Here is a 20,957-nt window from a genome sequence, read left to right on the forward strand (position 1 = left end):
GTGGTTGAAAATCAGTCTGACAAAGCGAATAATAAGATCCCAAAACTTGATTTAGCAAAATTTACATTTTCACCACCGGGACCGATGGGATGGAGTATTTCAGAGTATGAACAAATTCTTGATAATATAGATCAAATTGTCTTAAATGAATTGGCCGTAAAAAATCATTTATCCTCACTTGAAGGAGTAATCCTGCAGGAATACCCGACAGTAAATACAGTGACAGATGATATAGTAATCCAAGAAAACAGTGATGTGGAATCAGCTATAAAGAACGAGCAATTAGATGGAGTTGGTAGTGAAATAACTGCTCTGGAAGAAAGTGTCGATACACAAGAGATAACGGCCAATGGAGATACGATTACTGATGAGCATGAGGAGTTCAATAGTCATGCAAAGGAATCCGAAAATTCGCAAATAATGGAAGAGAATAGTCATAGTCATGATAATACAGGAAAGAACAGGCGTAAGGGATCTAAGAAGGCGTTATATCGTATTCTGTTAGAAGAAGAATTCGGTGAATATCCCATTTTTAGTACAAGTAACAAAAATAGTTTACAGGAAAGGAAAGGTGAAGACGCATCTAGCGGTAAGCTCGTAGAAGAAAAATCACATCCAATTGGTAAAGATACGAAGAGTCAAATCAAGGATGATGATAATCAGAGCAGCAAACAGCAATCAAAAAAAGATTTACACCAATTATTTAATGAAGAAAATGCTAAAGATCGCAATGTAGATAAATCACCAGAGTTAAAAACGAATGTTAATCATGATAAGACTAATGATTCAACAGAGCCATTAAGTAGTTTGTCATCTGATAAAGTTGATGATATCGATAAAGTTGACAATGTGAAAGAAGACTCAGAGAAAACTAAAGAAATAACAGCGAACGATACTGCCAATGTTGATCAAGAATTACTTAAGGAAGAAAAGGTAATAATGATTGCTTCAACCGACCCTTTACCTAAACCATCTATATATATAAGCAATGATTAAACTTATTTTGGCAATAAGATATAGTTATGCAGTTTTCTTATTTTTAGGCTGTCTTTTTTTCTTATACTAAAACATAAACCCTTGTACAAATAAAGTCCCCATCTTTGCTTCTCTATTGCGATGTTTGTCATTGGCTGTCTGCGCATTAATTGTTGCTTTTCATACTAAGCTAAATATGTAAAAATCAAGTATTCATGGCATCTTTTCACATGCAAAATCAAGTTATAACTATTAATTGATGACTTATTTTAGTCTTAATAAGAACAATGTTTATGAAAAAGAGCCTTTTCTTAGTAATTAGGTCTCTATGGGCTAGTAAATCTTTTACCCCTCAAAAATTCAATATTATTTTGTCAATAATTTAATGCAAGATGCATATCATGTTAGCGTAATGAATTTCGGGTGAGGAGGAGTACAATTGGGTGAAGTCATTTCAGTAAAAGTAGATATTGATTTTGAAGAAGGGTTTGAGCTTTCACATAATGTAAGTCCTGAGGAGGCTTTGAAGGCTGTATTGAAAGAAATTAAGAACTTATCATTTGAAGAGCTAGAAATCGAACTAGAATATGAAGATGGTAATGTCTATGAGTATGTCATAGGTGAAGACGAAGAAGATGAAGACGAAGAAGATGAAGATGACGAAGAAGATTAAACTACTGTAAATTACAACCTGTAAGGTCAGATCTTTACTTCTATAGCTTGTAAAAGAGGGAATATCTCAAAACACAAGTTATAGAATTTGGAGATTTGACCTTTTTAACTATAATTGTTGAATTGGTGGTTTTGACATTTGTGTTGCTTTTTATTTTAAATAGAAAGACGGTCTTTGATGAGGCTGTTTTCACATTGATTGTTGTTTTTCGTATTAAGAAATAAAACAGTACACAGCTAGCGTTCGTGGCATCTTTTCTTCTGTACAACGATGACTAACAATAAAAAAACCACTTTTTTGGTATTAAATTAATAACAATAGCAACAAAGTTTACGAAAAGAGCCTTTAAAGATTACCATAGCTTTTATGCAGAAGCTGTTTTGTATTAATTGTTGCTTTTCGTAATTAGAACTATACAGGATTATAACTTATATTCGTAGCATCTTTTTTCTAAAAAGACTGTAATATTATATAATACTTAGTAGTTTCACAAATTTACATAATAACAATAAAATTTACGAAAGGAGCCTAAGAAAAAAAATCCCAGAAATTAATGTGATAAACAGCAAAAAACAAAAATCAGCAATATGCCGCTTTTTGTTTTGAGTTCAAATTGTTGGAGTTGTTCCGTAATGAGGGCAAAATTTTTAGGTGCTATTTGGATTTTCTTCATACAATACTTCGTTGTATACCCTTTCTAGCCGATCTGCAACGTGGTGAAACTGGAAGTTAACTTCAACAAATTTTCTGCCTAATTTAGCAAACCCCCTCGCAATGGATGGGTGTGATAAAATAAAATTGATCGATTTGGCATATTCCAAAGGATTGTTATAGTCATAAATAAGAAGGCCGTTCATTGCATCAATCATAACTTCTTCATTTCCACCCCGCTTAGTAGTAACTACTGGAATACCAGCAGCCATCGCTTCATAATGGACCCTCGCTAATGGCTCATTCCAAAGAGAACTACAGACAAATAAATCTCCAATGAGAAATAAATGTGGAATATGTTCAGCTGGCACATACTTTGTAAAAATGATGCGATCTCCATATGGAAGTGCTTGTTTGTACAATGAGCGCACATAGCCATTCATATTATTATCACTAAACCACTTTCCCCCAACAATAACGAGAACAGCATGTTCATTCTTTTTTAATATATATTTCATTGCCTCAAGTAATATATGAGGGCCTTTGGATTGGCTTAAACGGCCGACAAATAATATGACTTTTTCATCCTGAGCAATACTATACTTTTGACGTAATCGATGGCGGATGCGTTTGCCTTCAAGAGACCATAGAGGAATGAATTGTTGTAAATCGACCCCAGAATAGACGACCTTTATTTTTTTTTCAGCTTCTGGAAACCGTGTTAGCACTGTTTGTTTAATATAATTGCTTACAGTCGTAATCGCATCAACGTCACGTACAATTTGTTGACCTTCATCAAAGGCAAGTTTATGTTCTGCAAACATTTCATTATGAAGACTAACGACGAAGCGGCTAGATGGAGAAGCTTGCTTATATAGTGGCACATTTGCAGGGCGGTTGTATACATGGATTACATCAAAGGTATGATTAGTTAATTCTTCTGCTACTAGTGACCTATAATGCTCTCTGTCAAAACGTATAAAGGCTACTCCACTACGCTCTTCCTTATCAGGTAGATCAGGGTCAGTGATTGAAAAAACTGTTATGTCATGATCATCTTTTAAATATGGAAGCACCCCATCAATCATCAGTTGTATCGCCCCTCCTCTAATTGATGGTGATGGAAGCTTTTCGGTACAAATAAAGCAAATCTTCACCTTATCCATCCCTCCTTCCGTGTCTGTTCATATTTTATTCTTGTTATGGCTATTTTTGTGACAAATGCGGAGCCCAAAAATAGTGCAAGTAAGTAATATTATCATGGTCAACTTGCAGGGAGAGGTTTCTCGCATAACATATAGGAAGGTAATTATCTAACGGAAAGATAGGAAGTGAGGAGAGGTTGACGTGATTAAAAAAGCGATCATACCAGCAGCAGGATATGGAACACGTAGTTTACCAATCTCAAAGGTTATTCCCAAGGAAATGTTTCCGATTGGTATTAAGCCCGCCATTCAATACGTAGTGGAAGAAGCAATTGAGTCAGGAATTGAGCAAATATTAATGGTTGTTTCTCGATCAAAAAACCTTATCGTTGACTACTTCGACCATTCACTTGAACTTGAAGCATTTCTTGAACGTAAAAATAAAATGCATTTGATGGATGCCCCTAATATACCTGATATACAAATTCACTATACTCGCCAACCTATTGCGAAAGGTCTAGGGGATGCCATTCGTCTCGGAAAGTCATTTATAAATGACGAGTCGTTTGCTGTGTTATTACCAGATGATATCATTCTCCATAAACATTCACCATGTCTGAAACAATTAATTGATGTATTTACGAAATATAAAGAGAGTGTCATAGGTTTACAAACGGTTGACGAAAAATACTTAAATCAATATGGCGTAATAAAAGGAAAAAAGCATAGTAACGATACTTATAGGTTGACTGATATTGTTGAAAAGCCAAAGATAAACCCACCTTCTCAATTAGCAGTCATAGGTAGGTATGTGTTTACACCAATGATTTTTGAGCAATTGGATAATATTAAACGGGGTATTGGCGGTGAATATCAGTTGACAGATGGCATGAAAGCATTGTTGCAATCAGAAAATATATACGGCAAATTAATAGAAGGAAAAAGATACGATATTGGTAGTATGGATGATTATATGAAATTACTAAATTTTGTTTACAGTGATATGAAAAATGGGTAAAAATGGTAGACTCTTGTCCGTTTCAATTTTAATATAACTTGCATTTACTAAATTAGAAACAGGTATAAATCATACCTTTAAAAATACTACCGAAAGGATGGAAATCGGATGTCAGGTTGTAAATGCAAAGGGAAAAGAGAAAATGAAATTTATTGCGTAATGGAAAATAATAATATCACAGTGAAAACTGCTGGAATGAACAACTTTACGAATATCGTTTTAACTACCCCAATGATAAATGTCACTGAAAAAAATTGGGTCGCTAAGGTGGATTCAATGGTTGATCTACAAGCAATCACAGGTGATGGAGCAGTTAATGGCGTGAGCTGTACTTATACTGTTGAACGTATTACAAGTAGTATGGCGAATCCAGTTATATTGTGTGAGTATGCTGTTAATGATAATAGGGCTGGTGGAATGTTTACATTAACTCCGAACAACACTGTTTGTGATGAGCCAGGAGTCGGCTGTCATATGTATAGACTTACAATTGCAAATGATATGACAGATTTGGATACTGGAATTGACAGTAATTGTCGGAGCTTAAATGTTTCAACATTTCAAAAAGGGTGAGTGATAATCTAGGTTCTTTTCGTAAAGTAATAGTTTTATAGGATTCTCAACTTTTTGAAAGATGAAAAGATGTCACAGACGATTGGTTTATCTTTAAGTATGACAAACAAGTTTATGCGAAAACAGTGAAAACTAAGAGAACGTAAGAAAAGGTCAACGTTCTCCTAGTTTTTAAATTTGCATTATTAGTAATAAAATGCTCTTAATACAATCAATTTTTTAGAAGTATACTTTAGTGTTGAATGATAATCTGATTAGTGGAGGCAACTCCTTTTTTCAATTCCTGACTATAAAAGAATGCCTTTACCTTAAAAATAGGGACTTTCTGATTTAGGTGATAGGATATATGGAAATTTGCGAAAGATAGTTGTTCTTCTGGTCGGATTTTTTTTGTTATTACTGGTTTTAACCAATACTCACCATTGTCTTCTACTTTGCTCTTAAGTGTGTCATTTACATAATCCCAAGCTTCTAATTGATATGGGTTGTCGTGGGGGTCATAATTTATATGTTCACCAATCTTACCGCTAATTAAAATGTCATTCGAAGGAGAAGCGAGTAAGCAAATAATCGGCTCATTCACTTCAACGGTACCAATATTTTTAATGACGAATGATCCGAATACTTTTAGTGTATTTTCTTGATCCTTTGGTAGCAGTACTGAATATTGAAAATAAGGAATAACGGATACAATTTCGTTGTTGTCAAGCTGATTTTTAGCTGAGAGATACTCTTCTTTAACAGCCTTTAAATCAGCTTCGTACTGCGCAAGTCGCTGCTCAATTTCACGAAACGATTCCTTCATTTGTTTTATCCTCCTTTTAATAAAAGTGCTTACCATAACAAGAAATTAATTGAAGTCAATATATATGTATGAAAAATAAGATTGTCTAACAAGTGAAAAATATAGTCGTAGTTAAAACTATTTTATGGACGAGTGTTTTCCAAAATAGATTTCGTGGCAGTTTCTTCTATAAAACGATCTTTATCTTCTATTTTAGGAGCTGAAGCAACAAAGTTTATGAAAATGGCCTAAAAAATAAAAGTGCCTACATATACAGTAAGGCACTTTCCGTTGATATCGTTAGAACTATGTTAGCTCACAAGTTTGTAAGAAGAGGTTATGAAATGTTGTCAACACAACGGAAACAGTTCATCACATTGTGGAGGATTCGCTGGTGGGATGCAATCTAGGTCACACTTAATTTCTCCTCTAGGTTCGCAGAATTGAGCCCAAACTTTCAACACAACATCAAATTTCACCATGATGTTTTGGCAAGATTTAAGACAAACCCAAGTTGTTGCAGTACAAGTAAAAGTTCCATCAGAATTTGGCGTACATGAAATATTCATAATCGGTTCGACTTTACAAGTTTTATGACCCTCTAGTTCAAACGGATCACAGCATACTTCTGTTCCAGGAGGTGCACATAGAAGCACTTCCTCACAAGTCGAAACCATTACTGTGTCAAATGTTACCCAAACCGTCTCTGTCATACCACTTGCATTCGTCCCTGTTGCTTCTACAGTAATATCGATGCAAAAAGTCTTCTTTAATGATACTTTCCATAAACGAATCTCTCTACCATCATGGAAACATAATACTTCAGTACGATCATCTGGGTCTGGCTCTTCACAAGCGACAAGTGACACATCACACATCGTTTTGTCGATTGTTGCCATAGATAAATCAATCGGAGAATTTGAAGTCGTTAACTGTAATTCTCTGTCTGTAAGCTTTGTTAGTAAAGTGGTCCAGTCATACACTTTACAAACATGTATACATTCTTCCTTCCAAGAATCGTCAAGCTTAATTGCCATACAAATCTTCCTTTCCATAAATTTTGAATCTACTTCATCTTATGAATTGACCGTTAGTATGTGATAAGATAAATGACTATTTTTTTATTTTTGAGCATGTGCACTTAATGATGTAAACATTTAAATAAATGTGCATAAAATGTAGGTAAGGTTAAGTATAAAAAACATATTTCCTTTTACAAAATAGCACTTATAAAGGGGGGGAGGAACTTGGATAACCATGATATCATTCAAGAAAATGAAGAGTTAAAAAAACAATTAGAAGGCTTACAATATATGCATGAAGTATATAAAGAATTAATTCAAATGAACGAGGAACGATTAAAAGTAAAGGATGTCAAAAAGTTTAGTGATGAACAGTCAGATAAAAATAAAAATGAAGATGAGCAACGAACTCAAAAACAATTATCTGACTTTTATATAAAAATGTCTTCTCAATTTGCAAATGTTGAACAGGACTTGCTTGAACAGTTTTCAATGATTAAAGAAGTATTGAATCAATTAACAGAGCAAAGAGATATGTACGAAAATAAAATTCACTCCTTAACAGATACATGTGAAAAATTAGAAGGTATTCAATCAACACTTGTAGATCAACTCGAATCAATAGAACTAAAAAAGAAAGATTATGAAAAGAGGCTGGTGGAAATGGAAAAGGAAAGTGAATCATTACAAGCTGATAATGAGAACCTACGAGGGAAAATCGATCAATTACTTTCAATTATCGCAAACCAACAGGATAATGTACTGCAATTACAAGAAAACAAAAAAGTGGTTGCAGATAAAATAAAGAACGAGGAACAAGGTAGTATAAATGAACAAATCAAGACCTTACTTGAGAAAATCAATAATATGGAACATAAAATTTCTAAGCTAAAACAAGAAGATATTCAAGCGCATAGTAACGAAAAAGATGAACAAGAGCTTTTTGAATCAGCTCGCACACAAACCAACCAACCCCAAACAATATCTGATGTAAGTGTACCTGTTCAGGAACAATCGCCCATAATGGAAGTAAATCATACTTCAAACTTGATTAAGGAAAAAAACGGTCGGCAATCAGATTCTACTACTACTTCTACTACTACAAATAGCTTTATAAAACTAAGCGAAATTTTACGAAATTCTCCAGAAACTATTGTATTAACTCAAAAAGATCAGGTTGAATCATCACAGCAAAGAACAAGTCATCAAAAAAATGTGGTACCTAAATATAAAATGCCAAGTTTAAAGAATACAAATTATGTTGATCCGTTAACGCGTCTTAGAAAACAGTCCAACGAAACTAATCAGTCAGTAAATCAACAAAAAAAAAAACATAAAAACGAAAAAGCGGTAATAAACCCGAAAAAGCTAAAGATGAAAGGTAAAGAACAACACAATAATGACATGACCCACAAAATAGAAAATGTTGTTGTAGAGGAGAAAATAAGTAAAGAGCAAAGTACAAAAATGACACCTTCAGAGGCTGAACAACTAAGTACTTACGGACATGTGTCTGAAGACATCGCTCAAAATGGAGTAACACAACATACGGTTTCAGAGAAGTTAGAGACTAATAATTTAATTCATCAGCAGTATAGTGAACAAAACGTTAAGGAAGAAGCTCTAGAAATAGAAGCTAGTAAAGATATGTTAAGTACACAAGATCATGATGACTTTCAACTTAACAGTGCTACGGATTCTGATGTGCAACATACAAACGCTGAGCTTCACCTTGAACATAAGAATAATACAATAGTTGATATTGAAAATCTTCAAGAAGAAGAGAGTAGCATTGATGAACAACAAGTATCTACAAATGAAATTGACATGGAACAACAACATGCCAATACAACCTCTCACCTCGAGCAAAAGAATAATGAAATAATTGATATTGAAAACCTTCAAGTGGAAGAAGTTAGCATTGACGAGCAACAAGTATTTTCTAATGAAATAGACATGGAAAAAGAACAACATGTTAATACAGCCCTTCATCTAGAACAAAAGGCAAGTAGTGAAAAGCTCAAAGAAGAAATGACTAGTAATTCTGTTGTTGAAAATGAAAGGGGAAAAAAACAACAGACAATAATTGAATTAAACGTAGAGTCTGATGAAAATTATAATGCAAATGATGAAGTGATGGATCAGAAAAATCAAGGTGATTTAGATGAACAACAACTTGAAAATGTCGATAACGTTGAACATACAACTCACATGAACACTTCAACAGTTGGTTCACAACATGCTCAAGAATCTGATGAAAGTACAGGCCAAGTTGAAAATACTGCTGGTACAACAATGCATCATACGATTTATACTAGTAAAGAACAGTTTAAAGATCATGTTGATGAAATAGATCAAATAGAAACGAGTCTTAGCAATAAGGGACTAGTTACAAGAAGTGAAGATAATCTATTAAATCATTATTCAACTGACAACCCAAATAATAGCTCTCAAGAAAAGCAAAACAAAAAATCTTGGTTTGTTTCATTCTTAAAGAAAATAAAAATATATAACAAATAGTTTGTGAGATTGCCTCTTTTGCTACAGATGACAAGGTGCCAGAAATGCTATTAAGTCAGCTTTAAAAAATAAAGATAAAGCAAAGGTGAAATGAATGTTAACTGTATTTGAATTCGTTATATTATTTCTTGCAAGCTTTAGGCTTACAAGATTAATCATTTATGACACAATTACAGCATTTCTTCGTAAACCATTTCATGAGGTGATCGAGGAAGAGCAACCAAATGGAGCTATTGTAACGTACATGCAGGTGAAGGGGACTGGGTTACGAGCTTGGATAGGAGAGCTGCTTAGTTGTTATTGGTGTAGCGGTATATGGTGTACGACCTTTTTTTATGTAGGTTATTTGTTCTGGCCTTTTTTATTCGAACCATTAATTTTTATTTTTGCCATTGCAGGCTGTGCTGCCATCATTGAAGTTATTATTTCTAGACTACTTGAGTAGAGAAAGAGCATTAATTGCTCGTTTTCACTACAACAGATTTATTTGTTAAGCATATAATATTGCACAAAGAATTTGGAGGTGTTTTGGTGAAAAAAATCATAATGAAGCCAGTAAATAAACCATCACAAGGTAAATACGTAGCTTCCCCACCTCCTGCGACTCCTGTTTACAAAAAAACTGGTGGTTGTGGTTGTGGGAAGAGAAGATAGTCTGATAAAGCTTAACATAAAGTGTATGAGTGAATGAGGTGGAGTGATCTCTAGCTTATTTAACAAATTTAAGAAATATTTGTAATATGTTGTTGTCATATATGAGCTTTATTACTATTATTTCAAAATTCCCTAGAAAAAATGTTACTAAACGCTTGTTACTATAGGCGAGAAAAACAACTGTCAAATCAAAAATATTCAAAATATAAATTAGTTAGATCTGTTTAATTGAAAAGCCTATACACTAATATCATATATTGCATATGTTAGAAGCGAGTAAAGATTTTTTCTCAGGAGGGTAGAAAATGGCAGAAAAAAAACGGAAACCGAAAGAAATTCATGTAGAAAATTTAATCATTAAGGCAAATGAAGTAATTATCCAAGATGAAGGTAGTAAGTCACAACAGCCACAGGAAGAAAGAAGGCCTTTCCGTGATCCTTGGGGATTTCGTCCAAGAAGACAACAAGAAGTAGCAACTGAAGAAGCAGATGAAACAGCAACTGATACAGAAGAAGTTAATGAAGATGATCAAAGTACTGAAGAGGAAAATGTTGAGCAACCCCAACAAAGAAGACCGTTTTCTTGGTTTTAATTTTGAAACAGAGCTCCTTACAAGAGCTCTGTTTTACTTTATATGAAGGCATGATGGTAAAAAAAGTTATTATAAAAAATGCGTAAACGATACAAGATAAGCAGTGAAAAGAAATTTCCAGCATAGGAGGACATTATTTTGACTGTTGCAACACAAGTTAAGCAGACGATAGCTGGTTTAAAAAGTGCACAAGCGAGCTTTGAGCAATTTGCGTTACAAACTGAAAATCAACAAGCTAAACAATTATATGAGCAAGCTGCACAGCAGGCACAACAAATTGTAGACCTTGTCAATCCACGCATGCAAGAAATTGAACAAGAGGAACCTCAGTACAGGCAATAAAGGTTGGTTGAATACCAGCCTTTTTTGGAAGAAGTGCTTGCACATACTAATTAAGCATTACATAAAGAATGGATTGGTTTTGAATGAGAAAAAGTAGACTGCTTTTTTTAATGATCATTACCATAATAGCATCAAGCTGTACAATGACGGAAAAAGAGTCAAACGAAGATAACCAAATGATAACAAAATTAAGTAGCACATCAAAGGAAAGACCTCCTGAACAAATTGTGATTGATCAAACAATTTCGCAAAGAGTTATGAAGGAAATAGTAAAACAGGATAGGATTACGCAAGCTATTGCTGTAAATATTGATGAAGAAGTTGTCGTTAGTTTCAAGGTGAAACATGTTCACAGATGGTTTCTAGCTGATATAGAAGCGAAAGCAAAAAAAGCGTTAAAAAAAGAGTTTCCAGATTACAAAATTACCGTTTCTAGGGACTTAAAAATCTTCATTGAATTGACGCGGCTTAAAAAGAAAATTGATGAAGATAAGCTTGATAAAAAGAAAGCTGAAAAAGAATTAAATGACATAACTTTATTATCAAAAGAAGAAGCTTAAAAGGTGGTGAGATATGGTGGCAAATAATAAACTAAAAAACTTGACACCAACACAACAGGAATATCAACAATTTGAGAAGGTAAGAGAGACGAAGCGTCCTGTTTTGATGAATTGTATAAAAGCTTTTTTCGTAGGTGGATTTATTTGTATCATTGGTCAAGTGATTCAACTTTTTTATATTTATCAATTTAATTTTACCGAGCAAACCGCTGGACATCCTACAGTCGCAACAATGGTTTTTATATCGATGCTTTTAACTGGTTTTGGAGTTTATGATAGGATTGCACAATTTGGAGGTGCCGGAAGTGCAGTTCCGGTTACAGGATTTGGTAATGCAGTTATTTCTGCGTGTATTGAGCATCGTACGGAAGGTTTTGTGCTTGGTGTAGGAGGGAATATGTTTAAGCTTGCAGGATCAGTTATTCTGTTTGGTACATTTTCCGCATTTGTCGTTGGGTTAATTAAAACGATTGTTACACAATGGGGTGGGCTATAAATGCTGAAAGGTCATCGTACATGGGTGTTTAATCATAAGCCTGTCATCATATCAACAGGTACCGTAGGTGGACCATTCGAAGCAAACGGGAAGCTAGCTGATCATTTTGACTTATTACACGAAGATTTGTGGCTTGGTGAGGACTCTTATGAAAAAGCTCACAAAATATTATTTGAAGAAGCATGTTTTAAAACTCTTGAAAAAGCTCATTTACCAAAGGACAAGGTACAGTTTGTTATAGGTGGTGATTTAATTAACCAAATGACTCCCACAACATTTGCAACACAGTCTATTGGTGCACCATACTTAGGTGTTTTTAGTGCTTGTGCAACTTCAATGGAGGCATTAGCATTAAGTGCTTTTCTTGTAAATTATCAAGGTGCAAATTACGTGTTAACTGGTGCTACAAGTCATAATTCTGCCGTGGAAAAACAATTCCGTTATCCTACCGAATATGGAGGACAAAAGCCTCCAACAGCACAGTGGACTGTAACTGCATCAGGTGCTGCATTAGTGAGTAAAGAGGGGAAAGGACCGCGAATTACTTCAGCTACGATAGGAAGAGTCGTCGACATGGGTTTAACTGATCCTTTTAATATGGGCGGAGCAATGGCACCTGCAGCTGTTGAAACGATAGAGGCTCATTTTCAGGATATGAATATTAACCCAGATCATTATGATTTAATTATTACAGGTGATTTAGCACATATCGGAAGAGAGATTTCGCTCGATCTATTAAAAAAACATGGACTAGCTATCGAAGATCATAAGTATCAAGATTGTGGGTTACTTATCTATCGGGAGGGTCAGCCTGTATTGGCAGGCGCAAGTGGGGCAGGTTGTTCAGCTTCAGTTACGTACGGTTATTTACTTAATCGTATGAAAGCAGGTGAACTGAAAAGAATACTCGTCATTGCTACAGGTGCATTACTATCTCCTCTTTCATTTCAACAAGGAGAAACAATTCCTTGCATAGCGCATGCAGTAGCCATAGAGAATGGAGATGAGAATGAATGATTGCAACTTTCTTTTGGGCCTTTGTGATTGGTGGCTTAATATGTGTTATCGGACAAATTATGTTTGATGTGTTTAAGTTAACTCCTGCACATACTTTAAGTATATTAGTTGTTGCTGGAGCCATACTTGATGGCGTTGGTTTATACGAACCTTTTATTGATTTTGCAGGTGCAGGTGCAACTATTCCGATTACAAGCTTTGGGAATTCTCTCGTTCACGGTGCGCTACAAGAAGCTGAAAAACATGGCATCATAGGAGTGCTGACAGGTATGTTTGAAGTAACTAGTGCGGGGATTTCAGCAGCTATCATATTCGGATTTATCGGAGCGTTACTCTTTAAACCAAAGGGATAGGAGGTGATAGATATGACCGTTGGATCACAAGTAAAGCAAAGCTTAGCAAGTTTAAAGGGTATTCATGCAGGATTACAAAGTTTAGCACTAACATCAGTAGAGGGTGAGGCTAAACGTAATTTTCATGAAGCGATGCTATTAACTGAAGACATTATTGAAGAAATCAAAGTACGTGTAGGAGAGTTAGAAGGGGAAGAGCCTCAATATAGAGGTTTTTAATATTTACGAGAAGGAGCTAACACTATGCTTGATTGGATAGAGGTTGTCATCCGTTCTTTTTCAATCATTATTGGTTTATTTGTCATCACAAAAATATTAGGGAAAAAGCAATTATCCAAATTATCATTTTTTGAATATATAGTTGGGATTACAATTGGTGATATTGCCGGAACTCTCTCGATGGATCTTGGCCTAAACGTCATGCATGGATTAATAAGCATTTTTATTTGGTCATTGTTTCCTGTAGCTATTTCATTCCTATCTTTACATAATAAGAAGTTTAGAGATTTCGTAGAAGGAAACTCTACAGTTTTCATTAAGAACGGAAAAATCATGGAGGATAACTTAAAAAAGGAAAAATATACGCTAGATGAGCTATTAGAGCAACTGAGGAAGAAAGACGTCTTTAAATTTGCTGATGTTGAATTTGCTACATTAGAAACGAATGGAGATTTAAGCGTTTTACTAAAAAAGGAAAAGCAGCCACTTTCAGTTGAGGATGTTATTAATAATCCTCCTGCTATAAAGGAGCCGCAAACTGTTGTTATGGATGGACAAATCTTTGATGAGCCCCTTACGACGATAGGCTTAAATAGAAGGTGGTTAAAGGAAGAACTAGACAAAAAAGGAGTAGCTATAGAAAATGTGTTTCTTGCACAGGTCGACTCCTATGGACAGCTTACCATAGATGTTTATGACGATAAAATAGAAATTCCTAAACCACAAGCAAAGCAATTGCTATTAGCCTCTATAAAAAAATGTGAAGCAGATTTTGAATTGTTTGCACTACAAACTAAAAATCGTACAGCAAAAGACATGTATGCTAGAAATGCACAAAAGCTTCAAGACATGCAGATAAAATTAACAGCATATTTGGAGCACTAAAGCAGTAGGTTTGAGTTCATGATACACCAAATAATTTCACTCAAAAAAAAAGCGCCTTATGAAGATAAGGTTTATGCAGATAGGCGCTTGTACGATCCCGTTAATATTCTATATCTTCATAATCTTTAGGCTGTGGAGAAGGTTGGTTTGGGCTTTTTGTGTTTGTTTGTTGAATAAATTCTTTTTCTTGGTCCACTTTACTATTACTTTTTTTATTATCCTGTAATCGATCCATTATATGAGCAACCCCTTAGTAAGCATTACTTGTAGTATGAGAAGAACAACAAAATATATACTACAATAAAGCCACTGCATAAATTCTGCAATGGCTCTACTCATTATTATTCATTTAGAAATTGTCTTACTTGTTCAGGTGTTTTAGCATTTGCACTATGCAGATGACTAAGTTTGTCACCATTTTTAAATATTAGCAAACTTGGAATTCCCATTACATCATATTTTTCCGCTAGTTCAGGGAAATCATCTTTATTTATCTCGAACCAGTTTAATGAAGGATTTTCGTCAATAATTTCACCGATAAACATGTCCATACGTCTGCAATCTGGGCACCAATTTGTATAAAATTTGATGATAGATTTTTCGTCCCTCGCTGTAATATCGTTGAACTGATCAAGTGATGTGATTTTCTCCATGTATGATCTCTCCCTTTCATAATTAAATGACTTATTCAATGTACCATAAATAGATAAGATAAAGAACAAATTTGATTTGTGTTTGTTCTTCCTCCAAAGTATATCCTTAGATAGGTAGAATGTATGTAAGCTGTCTTACTGAAAAAGAGTAATGATGTCATTAGAATTGACATTATAAGGAGGGAATGAAAGTTGACAACGGTTTTATATACAATGGATGGGTGTTCATCTTGCCAGTATACAAGGAGTTTTTTACGAAAGAAAAATATACCATTTACAGAAAAAAATATTTTTCATCATAAAGAGTATTTACTTGAGTTACAACAACTCATTAATGAAATAACATTACCAATATTACATCTAGATGATAAAGTGATTATTGGTAAAGACATTTTGAAAATGTTTCCTACAACGTAGATGAGGTTTTAATAAATTGTTAATATATTCGTTATATATTCATAAGGTTCTTTTTGTAAACTTTGATTAAGGTTGTTGTCGTTAATTGTGTTGGAACAACAATGCAAATTGTGGGCAATTAAGATAATCTAGTTAAAGAAAGGTGCCTTTGTGCATGCCCTATGCCCTATTATAGTAGTCTATGCGATAATAGCATTTAACAAGGCTCTTTCCATAAACTTTCTTACTATTGGTACTAAATTAGGGCAGTAAGAAGTGATAATGTTCAATTGTTATCATGTTATGGCTAAAAACCGAACAGGGTTTATACGTATTTTTACCTTTGTACGAATAAACCGAAGAGCAAAGAGCAATTGACAATGCACCCTTACTTAATAGTTGTACATTGGTAAATGTAATGTGCAGCTACTCTACTATATTGAAAAGCTTGTAATAGCTACGGCTCTTTTTGTGAACTTTGTTGCTATTGTTACCAAATTAGCACTATAAAAAGTGGGTTTATATGTTAGTCATCGTTGTAAAGAAGAAAAGATGCCAAGAACTCTTGGAGTGTGCGTGTTTTTTTAAAAATACGAAAAACAACAACATATGTGAAAACAGCCAAAAGCTAACAGGAAAATCAGGGAGAATACCTAGTAAGATCCTCCTTGAAAGTGAAAATATTATATTTTTCTAGGAGGACAATATATGAAAAGTTTGAAGGTTTTATCAATTATTTTTCTCTTTCTACTATCTGCTTGTAACAACAATCAACCTAACCGACACGGAGCTGAGAATTTACTTCAGCAAGAATGGAAAGATATTATTGAACTTGCCAGTGGTACAGAAGTGAATATATTTATGTGGGGTGGAGATGAAGGGATTAATTCTTACATTGATGATTGGGTTGCACCTAGACTACTTGAGAAGCATGACATAATTTTAACCCGCACACCGATGGATACAGAGAATATTCTTCAAAAATTGTTAACTGAAAAAAAAGCAGGCAAAGATTCAGGAACAATTGATGTTATATGGGTTAATGGTGAAAATTTTAAAAATGCTAAAGAAAATGAGTTATTACTAGGAGCATTTTCTAATAAGCTACCGAATGTCCAGCAATATGTCGATTTAGAAAGCTTAGATGTGCAATATGATTTTGGTACATCGACAGAAAACATGGAAGCACCATGGGGGAAAGTACAATTTGTATTAGCTTACAATTCAGCAAATATAGCTGAACCACCAAGAACTTTTGAAGAACTAAAGGTGTGGGTGCAGGAGAACGAAGGAAAATTCACATATCCAGAAGCGAGTGACTTTACAGGTAATGCGTTTTTACGGCATTTAATGTATGAAGCAGCAGGTGGAGTAGATCAATTGTTATCTCGAAGCTTTGATGAGCAATATATTTATACTCAAAGTCAAGAAATGTGGACTTATTTACGAGATATTAAACCTTTTCTATGGAGATCAGGAGAAACTTACCCTCAAGATTTAGCTGCACTAGATCGATTGTACAGTGATGGTGAGGTATGGATGACAATGGGCTATAATGAAGCACGTGTTGAGAGCTTGATCGAAAAAGGGATCTTTCCAGATTCAACAAAAACATTTGTGTTTGACTCTGGGTCGATTGGGAATACACATTTTTTAACGATTCCATACAACAGTCCTAACGTGGGAGGGGCAATGGTTGCAATTAATTATTTATTATCACCTGAAGCCCAACTAAAGAAAATGGAGCCTTCTATGTGGGGAGAGAATATGGCACTAGACCCTACAAAGCTTTCCGAGGACTTACAAAAGCAATTACGACAAGTCAACAGAGGGGATTCTGTACTATCTTCAGAAGTCTTGAAGGATCACTTATTACCAGAAGTAGATTCTCTATATGTGAATTGGGTGAAGGAGACATGGCAAAATGAAGTGGTACAAACGCCATAACAAGACATTATTATTATTTTTTCCTGTGACGTTGTTCTCAATTCTCTTGATATCGTATGGGGTTCTTCACGGAATTATTGAATCGTTACAGTCGACTGATGGTGGAGTATCACTGCACGTATATCAAGAGCTATTTAGCAATACAGTGTTTATACAATCAATTAAGTTCAGTTTAAGAGTAACAATGGTATCAACTGTCATGTCATTAATAATAGGCCTTATTAGTGCAAAGTTTATTTATCATTTGTTGCAAAAAAGTCACTTAAAGTTACTCGTATGGCTACCGATGATTTTTCCGCATTTCGTTGCAGCTTACATGGTATTTAGTTTATTTTCATCTAGTGGTATTATTGCTTCTATTTTTTACTCAGTTGAGCTAATTAGTGATCAAAGTCAATTTCCAGTATTGACAATGGATCGAGATGGTTTAGGTATAATGATGACTTATATATGGAAGGAAGTTCCCTTTGTAATTCTCATGCTCATTCCTGTTTTTTATGAAATTGACAATCGCTATGAGGATGTTGTACGTACTCTTGGTGGCAATAGTTGGAATGTATTTTGGACAGTCGAATGGAAATGGCTTCTCCCAGTTATCATTGAGACATTTATTATCTTGTTTGCATTTATCGTAGCAGCTTACGAAGTACCCTTTCTAGTTGGAGCAACAAACCCGAAAATGATTGCAATTATTGCTTATCAGTGGTTTTTCGAAGGTGATTGGAGTAATCGTCCGCTTGCACTCGCTGCTTTTATTTGTATAACTTTACTTATTTTGGTCACAACAGCTGTAAGTTTTATGAGTATACAAAGGCTTAGAACAAGGCTTATAAGAGGAAAAATATAATGACAAAGCTCACTAAAAATATCGGATTACTTATTATGATATCCCTTGTATGTTTACCAGTTTCCTTAATTGTAGTAAATAGCTTTGCATACGGTTGGCGTTTTGGTCAAGTTGTACCTGAACATTTTTCGGCTAGAGGCTGGATGACACTGTTTAAAGATCAAAAACTAATTGAGGCGCTTCACACCACTATAAAAATTGGAATAGGTGTATTAATTCTAAACTTTATCATTGCGTTTCCTGCTGCGAAAGGGCTAGCACAAAAGAGTTTTTTTGGTAAATCAATGTTTGAAACACTGCTATTACTTCCTATTCTAATTCCAAGTTTAGCAGTAGCAATGGGATTACACATTACTTTTATTAAAGTGGGGTTAGCCGACCATTGGTTTGGTGTGACAATTGTTCATTTAATTCCAACCGTTCCTTATACTGTTAGAATTTTAAGAGCTGGATACGAACGTATTGGAGTGAAATGGGAAGAACAAGCTAAATCGTTAGGTGCATCACCGTTAAAAATATTTCTTACGATTACTTTACCATTACTATCAACTAGTGTACGTACCGCGTCATTTCTCGTATTTGTCATTTCGTTAAGTCAATACGTTTTAACAGCACTTATCGGAGGTGGTACGGTAGTGACGTTAGCGACGATTTACTACCCTTATTTTACTACAGTAGATGATGCGGTAATTGCTAGCTTTTCTATTCTATTTGCGATCCTCCCTATCGTGTTTATATTATGTATTGAACTAGTCATAAGAACAGTTATATATGTTGCTAAAAGATAAAGAGGTGCTATAAATGGATGAATCATTTGTATCTTGCATAAACGTGTCAAAGCAGTATGGTAATACTTCAGTAATTGACGACATTAATTTTCAACTTGATAAAGGAGAGATACTTAGTTTAGTTGGACCATCTGGTTCAGGAAAAACAACGATACTCCGCAGTATTGCGGGGTTAGAGCAAGTATCTACAGGAGAAATATGGGTAGATGGTATAAATGTAACTCATGACAAAGCGGAAAATAGACCTATTGTCATGATGTTTCAGCAGGCCCTCCTTTTCCCCCATTTAACAGTACTTGAAAACGTCATGTACGGTGCAAAAAAGCTGTATAACCAAAGAACAAATCGAATATATCATGCGAGACAGCTTCTAGAAAAAATTGAATTAATAAATTATGAAAAGAAATATCCTTATGAGTTGTCAGGTGGCCAACAACAACGTGTAGCATTAGGACGGGCATTAATGACTAAACCGAAGCTGTTATTATTAGATGAACCATTTAGTAGCTTAGACCCTCAGCTGCGTTCATCAATAAGAGAATGGATCGTTTCACTATTGCAGAAAGAAAATATTACGACAATTTTTGTTACACATGATAAAGAAGAAGCGATGACAATTGGGAATAGGGTGGCGATTGTTATGGAAAATAAAATCCAGCAATTAGGTGCGCCACTAGATGTTTACAATCATCCAGTAAACGTGGAAGTAGCTAGATTTTTCAGTGATGGTCTTATCACAGATCATAACAAGTTTATACCTATCCAAGACTTGGAATTGCTTCCGAGCAATAATCAAATTGATCAGCACAAGCTAGCCTTTAGTGGAAAGGTAATGAATAGATTTATCAAACATGGCCAACTTTTTGATCAAATAGAAGTAGATCAAATAAATAAAAGTGTAACCGTTCCTTCAAACAGTCGTGTGAAAATAGGAGAAAAAGTAAAGCTAGAGACTAACCGAAGTAACGTACACACATTCCTTGATTAGAAGTATATTTTTTATGCTGTTTTCACAATAACTTTTGCTTTTCAAAGAGGCTGTTTTCTTATAGAATGTTGATTTTCATTCTAACAAATAAGCACGTATACAACTAGGTTTCGGAGCATCTTTTCAATTTTAGTAACTAGCAACAAAATTTACGAAAAGAGCTTTTTTTAAAACGGAATGAACGGAGGAAGCAAATGAAAAAGCAAACGATCGTAAAAATCATATTATTAATAGCTGTTCTTATTACTTTAATATGGATAAATAATAACTATTTAAATATTACTCCGACGTTAATAAGAGAATGGATATTATCATTTGGACTGTTTGCGCCAGTTATTTATGTCATTTTATATACTGTACGTCCACTTATCCTTTTTCCAGCTTCTATTCTTTCGTTAGCTGCTGGCTTAGCTTTTGGTGCTGTTAATGGCACCATTTATACAGTAGTAGGAGCAACATGTGGTGCCGCTTTATCATTTTGGGTTGCCCGTAAGCTAGGAAAAAATATTAGTAATAAAGAATGGACTGGAAAGGCGAAGTCTATTCAAACTCAAATAGAAAAACAAGGCTTTATATATGTCTTATTGTTACGCCTGTTGCCAATTTTTAATTTCGACATGATTAGTTATATCGCAGGTATTTCAAAGGTTCGGTTTAAAGATTTTGTCATAGCAACGTTTATTGGTATTATTCCTGGAACATTTGCTTATAACTTTTTAGGCTCAAGCTTTGCTCATGGAGATATGAAGATTGTTATGATAGCAGTTATCGTATTTCTACTCGCATTAATTATTCCGATTTTTACAAGTAAGAAGCTTAAAAAAAGATTAGGTTTAACGAAGTAATCAATTTCAATTA

Annotated in this window: 26 protein-coding genes; 21 read left to right on the plus strand and 5 right to left on the minus strand. The window is 34.5% G+C overall.

Features of this window, described 5'->3' with window-relative positions; translation table 11 throughout:
• A complete protein-coding gene (locus JM172_RS15645) occupies positions 1–996 on the plus strand; it encodes a hypothetical protein (RefSeq protein WP_214483310.1) in 996 nt (331 codons plus the stop codon).
• Positions 997–1,414: 418 nt separating this feature from the next.
• The gene (locus tag JM172_RS15650) at positions 1,415–1,648 is read left to right on the plus strand and encodes a hypothetical protein (RefSeq protein WP_214483311.1); all 234 of its coding nucleotides are present in this window, start codon (positions 1,415–1,417) and stop codon (positions 1,646–1,648) included.
• A gap of 647 nt (positions 1,649–2,295) precedes the next feature.
• Here the strand turns inward: JM172_RS15650 and JM172_RS15655 are convergent.
• On the minus strand, positions 2,296–3,456 hold the full coding sequence (locus tag JM172_RS15655; RefSeq protein WP_214483312.1) for a glycosyltransferase family 4 protein: 1,161 nt from the start codon (positions 3,454–3,456) through the stop codon (positions 2,296–2,298).
• A 190-nt stretch (positions 3,457–3,646) separates the two neighbouring features.
• On the opposite strand from JM172_RS15655, the gene JM172_RS15660 reads away from it, so the two are divergent.
• Together JM172_RS15660 and JM172_RS15665 are read left to right on the plus strand one after the other, a co-directional pair.
• Positions 3,647–4,462: a UTP--glucose-1-phosphate uridylyltransferase gene (locus tag JM172_RS15660; RefSeq protein ID WP_214483313.1), complete on the plus strand. Its 816-nt coding sequence runs from the start codon at positions 3,647–3,649 to the stop codon at positions 4,460–4,462.
• 108 nt (positions 4,463–4,570) lie between these two features.
• Positions 4,571–5,035 carry a hypothetical protein gene (locus tag JM172_RS15665; RefSeq protein ID WP_214483314.1) on the plus strand — a complete coding sequence of 155 codons (465 nt, stop codon included), beginning with the start codon at positions 4,571–4,573 and terminating at the stop codon, positions 5,033–5,035.
• A 232-nt stretch (positions 5,036–5,267) separates the two neighbouring features.
• Here the strand turns inward: JM172_RS15665 and JM172_RS15670 are convergent, their stop codons facing one another.
• A complete protein-coding gene (locus tag JM172_RS15670; protein WP_214483315.1) occupies positions 5,268–5,840 on the minus strand; it encodes a hypothetical protein in 573 nt (190 codons plus the stop codon).
• Positions 5,841–6,169: 329 nt separating this feature from the next.
• Complete coding sequence (locus JM172_RS15675) at positions 6,170–6,856, minus strand: BMQ_0737 family morphogenetic spore coat protein (RefSeq protein WP_214483316.1); 687 nt, start codon at positions 6,854–6,856, stop codon at positions 6,170–6,172.
• A 210-nt stretch (positions 6,857–7,066) separates the two neighbouring features.
• Between JM172_RS15675 and JM172_RS15680 the strand changes: the two genes are divergently transcribed.
• The 11 genes from JM172_RS15680 to JM172_RS15725 all read left to right on the plus strand — a co-directional run bounded on the left by JM172_RS15680 (position 7,067) and on the right by JM172_RS15725 (position 14,480).
• Positions 7,067–9,361 carry a coiled-coil domain-containing protein gene (locus JM172_RS15680; RefSeq protein WP_214483317.1) on the plus strand — a complete coding sequence of 765 codons (2,295 nt, stop codon included), beginning with the start codon at positions 7,067–7,069 and terminating at the stop codon, positions 9,359–9,361.
• A 94-nt stretch (positions 9,362–9,455) separates the two neighbouring features.
• On the plus strand, positions 9,456–9,806 hold the full coding sequence (locus JM172_RS15685) for a DUF1360 domain-containing protein (RefSeq protein WP_214483318.1): 351 nt from the start codon (positions 9,456–9,458) through the stop codon (positions 9,804–9,806).
• Between the two features lie 86 nt (positions 9,807–9,892).
• Positions 9,893–10,015: a hypothetical protein gene (locus tag JM172_RS25215; protein ID WP_284730468.1), complete on the plus strand. Its 123-nt coding sequence runs from the start codon at positions 9,893–9,895 to the stop codon at positions 10,013–10,015.
• A gap of 305 nt (positions 10,016–10,320) precedes the next feature.
• Positions 10,321–10,608 (plus strand): hypothetical protein, encoded by a 288-nt coding sequence (locus tag JM172_RS15690; protein ID WP_214483319.1) that lies wholly within the window; start codon positions 10,321–10,323, stop codon positions 10,606–10,608.
• 138 nt (positions 10,609–10,746) lie between these two features.
• Positions 10,747–10,950, plus strand: coding sequence for a DUF1657 domain-containing protein (locus JM172_RS15695; RefSeq protein ID WP_214483320.1), 204 nt, complete (start codon positions 10,747–10,749; stop codon positions 10,948–10,950).
• Between the two features lie 83 nt (positions 10,951–11,033).
• Positions 11,034–11,510: a hypothetical protein gene (locus tag JM172_RS15700; protein WP_214483321.1), complete on the plus strand. Its 477-nt coding sequence runs from the start codon at positions 11,034–11,036 to the stop codon at positions 11,508–11,510.
• Between the two features lie 13 nt (positions 11,511–11,523).
• Complete coding sequence (gene spoVAC, locus JM172_RS15705; RefSeq protein ID WP_214483322.1) at positions 11,524–12,006, plus strand: stage V sporulation protein AC; 483 nt, start codon at positions 11,524–11,526, stop codon at positions 12,004–12,006.
• On the plus strand, positions 12,007–13,023 hold the full coding sequence (spoVAD, locus tag JM172_RS15710) for a stage V sporulation protein AD (RefSeq protein ID WP_214483323.1): 1,017 nt from the start codon (positions 12,007–12,009) through the stop codon (positions 13,021–13,023).
• Positions 13,020–13,376 (plus strand): stage V sporulation protein AE, encoded by a 357-nt coding sequence (gene spoVAE / locus JM172_RS15715; protein WP_214483324.1) that lies wholly within the window; start codon positions 13,020–13,022, stop codon positions 13,374–13,376. Before spoVAD ends, spoVAE begins: the two co-directional genes overlap by 4 nt.
• Positions 13,377–13,388: 12 nt before the next feature.
• Positions 13,389–13,595 carry a DUF1657 domain-containing protein gene (locus JM172_RS15720; RefSeq protein WP_214483325.1) on the plus strand — a complete coding sequence of 69 codons (207 nt, stop codon included), beginning with the start codon at positions 13,389–13,391 and terminating at the stop codon, positions 13,593–13,595.
• A 24-nt stretch (positions 13,596–13,619) separates the two neighbouring features.
• A complete protein-coding gene (locus JM172_RS15725; protein WP_214483326.1) occupies positions 13,620–14,480 on the plus strand; it encodes a DUF421 domain-containing protein in 861 nt (286 codons plus the stop codon).
• A gap of 100 nt (positions 14,481–14,580) precedes the next feature.
• Here the strand turns inward: JM172_RS15725 and JM172_RS25220 are convergent, their stop codons facing one another.
• Positions 14,581–14,715 carry a hypothetical protein gene (locus JM172_RS25220; RefSeq protein ID WP_284730469.1) on the minus strand — a complete coding sequence of 45 codons (135 nt, stop codon included), beginning with the start codon at positions 14,713–14,715 and terminating at the stop codon, positions 14,581–14,583.
• Positions 14,716–14,821: 106 nt separating this feature from the next.
• Positions 14,822–15,133, minus strand: coding sequence for a thioredoxin family protein (locus JM172_RS15730; protein ID WP_214483327.1), 312 nt, complete (start codon positions 15,131–15,133; stop codon positions 14,822–14,824).
• A 192-nt stretch (positions 15,134–15,325) separates the two neighbouring features.
• Here JM172_RS15730 and JM172_RS15735 point away from each other — a divergent pair, with 192 nt between their 5' ends.
• From JM172_RS15735 to JM172_RS15760, 6 genes are all read left to right on the plus strand, one after another.
• Complete coding sequence (locus tag JM172_RS15735; protein ID WP_214483328.1) at positions 15,326–15,550, plus strand: glutaredoxin family protein; 225 nt, start codon at positions 15,326–15,328, stop codon at positions 15,548–15,550.
• A 687-nt stretch (positions 15,551–16,237) separates the two neighbouring features.
• Entirely contained in the window at positions 16,238–17,476 is a 1,239-nt protein-coding gene (locus JM172_RS15740) for an ABC transporter substrate-binding protein (RefSeq protein ID WP_214483329.1), read from the plus strand.
• Positions 17,454–18,323, plus strand: a complete 870-nt coding sequence (locus JM172_RS15745; protein WP_214483330.1) for an ABC transporter permease — start codon at positions 17,454–17,456, stop codon at positions 18,321–18,323. Before JM172_RS15740 ends, JM172_RS15745 begins: the two co-directional genes overlap by 23 nt.
• On the plus strand, positions 18,323–19,111 hold the full coding sequence (locus JM172_RS15750; protein ID WP_214483331.1) for an ABC transporter permease: 789 nt from the start codon (positions 18,323–18,325) through the stop codon (positions 19,109–19,111). Before JM172_RS15745 ends, JM172_RS15750 begins: the two co-directional genes overlap by 1 nt.
• A 13-nt stretch (positions 19,112–19,124) precedes the next feature.
• On the plus strand, positions 19,125–20,099 hold the full coding sequence (locus JM172_RS15755; RefSeq protein WP_214483332.1) for an ABC transporter ATP-binding protein: 975 nt from the start codon (positions 19,125–19,127) through the stop codon (positions 20,097–20,099).
• A 194-nt stretch (positions 20,100–20,293) separates the two neighbouring features.
• The gene (locus JM172_RS15760; RefSeq protein ID WP_214483333.1) at positions 20,294–20,944 is read left to right on the plus strand and encodes a TVP38/TMEM64 family protein; all 651 of its coding nucleotides are present in this window, start codon (positions 20,294–20,296) and stop codon (positions 20,942–20,944) included.
• The last annotated feature ends 13 nt before the right edge of the window (positions 20,945–20,957 follow it).

Source organism: Bacillus sp. SM2101, from assembly GCF_018588585.1.
GTDB classification, from domain to species: Bacteria; Bacillota; Bacilli; order Bacillales; family SM2101; genus Nanhaiella; species Nanhaiella sioensis.

Bases quoted from the DNA above. Each gene is read 5' to 3' on its own strand.
- JM172_RS15665 (WP_214483314.1), top strand. From the start codon at position 4,571: ATGTCAGGTTGTAAATGCAAAGGGAAAAGAGAAAATGAAATTTATTGC.
- JM172_RS15670 (WP_214483315.1), bottom strand. From the start codon at position 5,840: ATGAAGGAATCGTTTCGTGAAATTGAGCAGCGACTTGCGCAGTACGAA.
- JM172_RS15675 (WP_214483316.1), bottom strand. From the start codon at position 6,856: ATGGCAATTAAGCTTGACGATTCTTGGAAGGAAGAATGTATACATGTT.
- JM172_RS15685 (WP_214483318.1), top strand. From the start codon at position 9,456: ATGTTAACTGTATTTGAATTCGTTATATTATTTCTTGCAAGCTTTAGG.
- JM172_RS15690 (WP_214483319.1), top strand. From the start codon at position 10,321: ATGGCAGAAAAAAAACGGAAACCGAAAGAAATTCATGTAGAAAATTTA.
- JM172_RS15700 (WP_214483321.1), top strand. From the start codon at position 11,034: ATGAGAAAAAGTAGACTGCTTTTTTTAATGATCATTACCATAATAGCA.
- spoVAC (WP_214483322.1), top strand. From the start codon at position 11,524: ATGGTGGCAAATAATAAACTAAAAAACTTGACACCAACACAACAGGAA.
- spoVAD (WP_214483323.1), top strand. From the start codon at position 12,007: ATGCTGAAAGGTCATCGTACATGGGTGTTTAATCATAAGCCTGTCATC.
- spoVAE (WP_214483324.1), top strand. From the start codon at position 13,020: ATGATTGCAACTTTCTTTTGGGCCTTTGTGATTGGTGGCTTAATATGT.
- JM172_RS15720 (WP_214483325.1), top strand. From the start codon at position 13,389: ATGACCGTTGGATCACAAGTAAAGCAAAGCTTAGCAAGTTTAAAGGGT.
- JM172_RS15725 (WP_214483326.1), top strand. From the start codon at position 13,620: ATGCTTGATTGGATAGAGGTTGTCATCCGTTCTTTTTCAATCATTATT.
- JM172_RS25220 (WP_284730469.1), bottom strand. From the start codon at position 14,715: ATGGATCGATTACAGGATAATAAAAAAAGTAATAGTAAAGTGGACCAA.
- JM172_RS15730 (WP_214483327.1), bottom strand. From the start codon at position 15,133: ATGGAGAAAATCACATCACTTGATCAGTTCAACGATATTACAGCGAGG.
- JM172_RS15740 (WP_214483329.1), top strand. From the start codon at position 16,238: ATGAAAAGTTTGAAGGTTTTATCAATTATTTTTCTCTTTCTACTATCT.
- JM172_RS15745 (WP_214483330.1), top strand. From the start codon at position 17,454: ATGAAGTGGTACAAACGCCATAACAAGACATTATTATTATTTTTTCCT.
- JM172_RS15750 (WP_214483331.1), top strand. From the start codon at position 18,323: ATGACAAAGCTCACTAAAAATATCGGATTACTTATTATGATATCCCTT.
- JM172_RS15755 (WP_214483332.1), top strand. From the start codon at position 19,125: ATGGATGAATCATTTGTATCTTGCATAAACGTGTCAAAGCAGTATGGT.
- JM172_RS15760 (WP_214483333.1), top strand. From the start codon at position 20,294: ATGAAAAAGCAAACGATCGTAAAAATCATATTATTAATAGCTGTTCTT.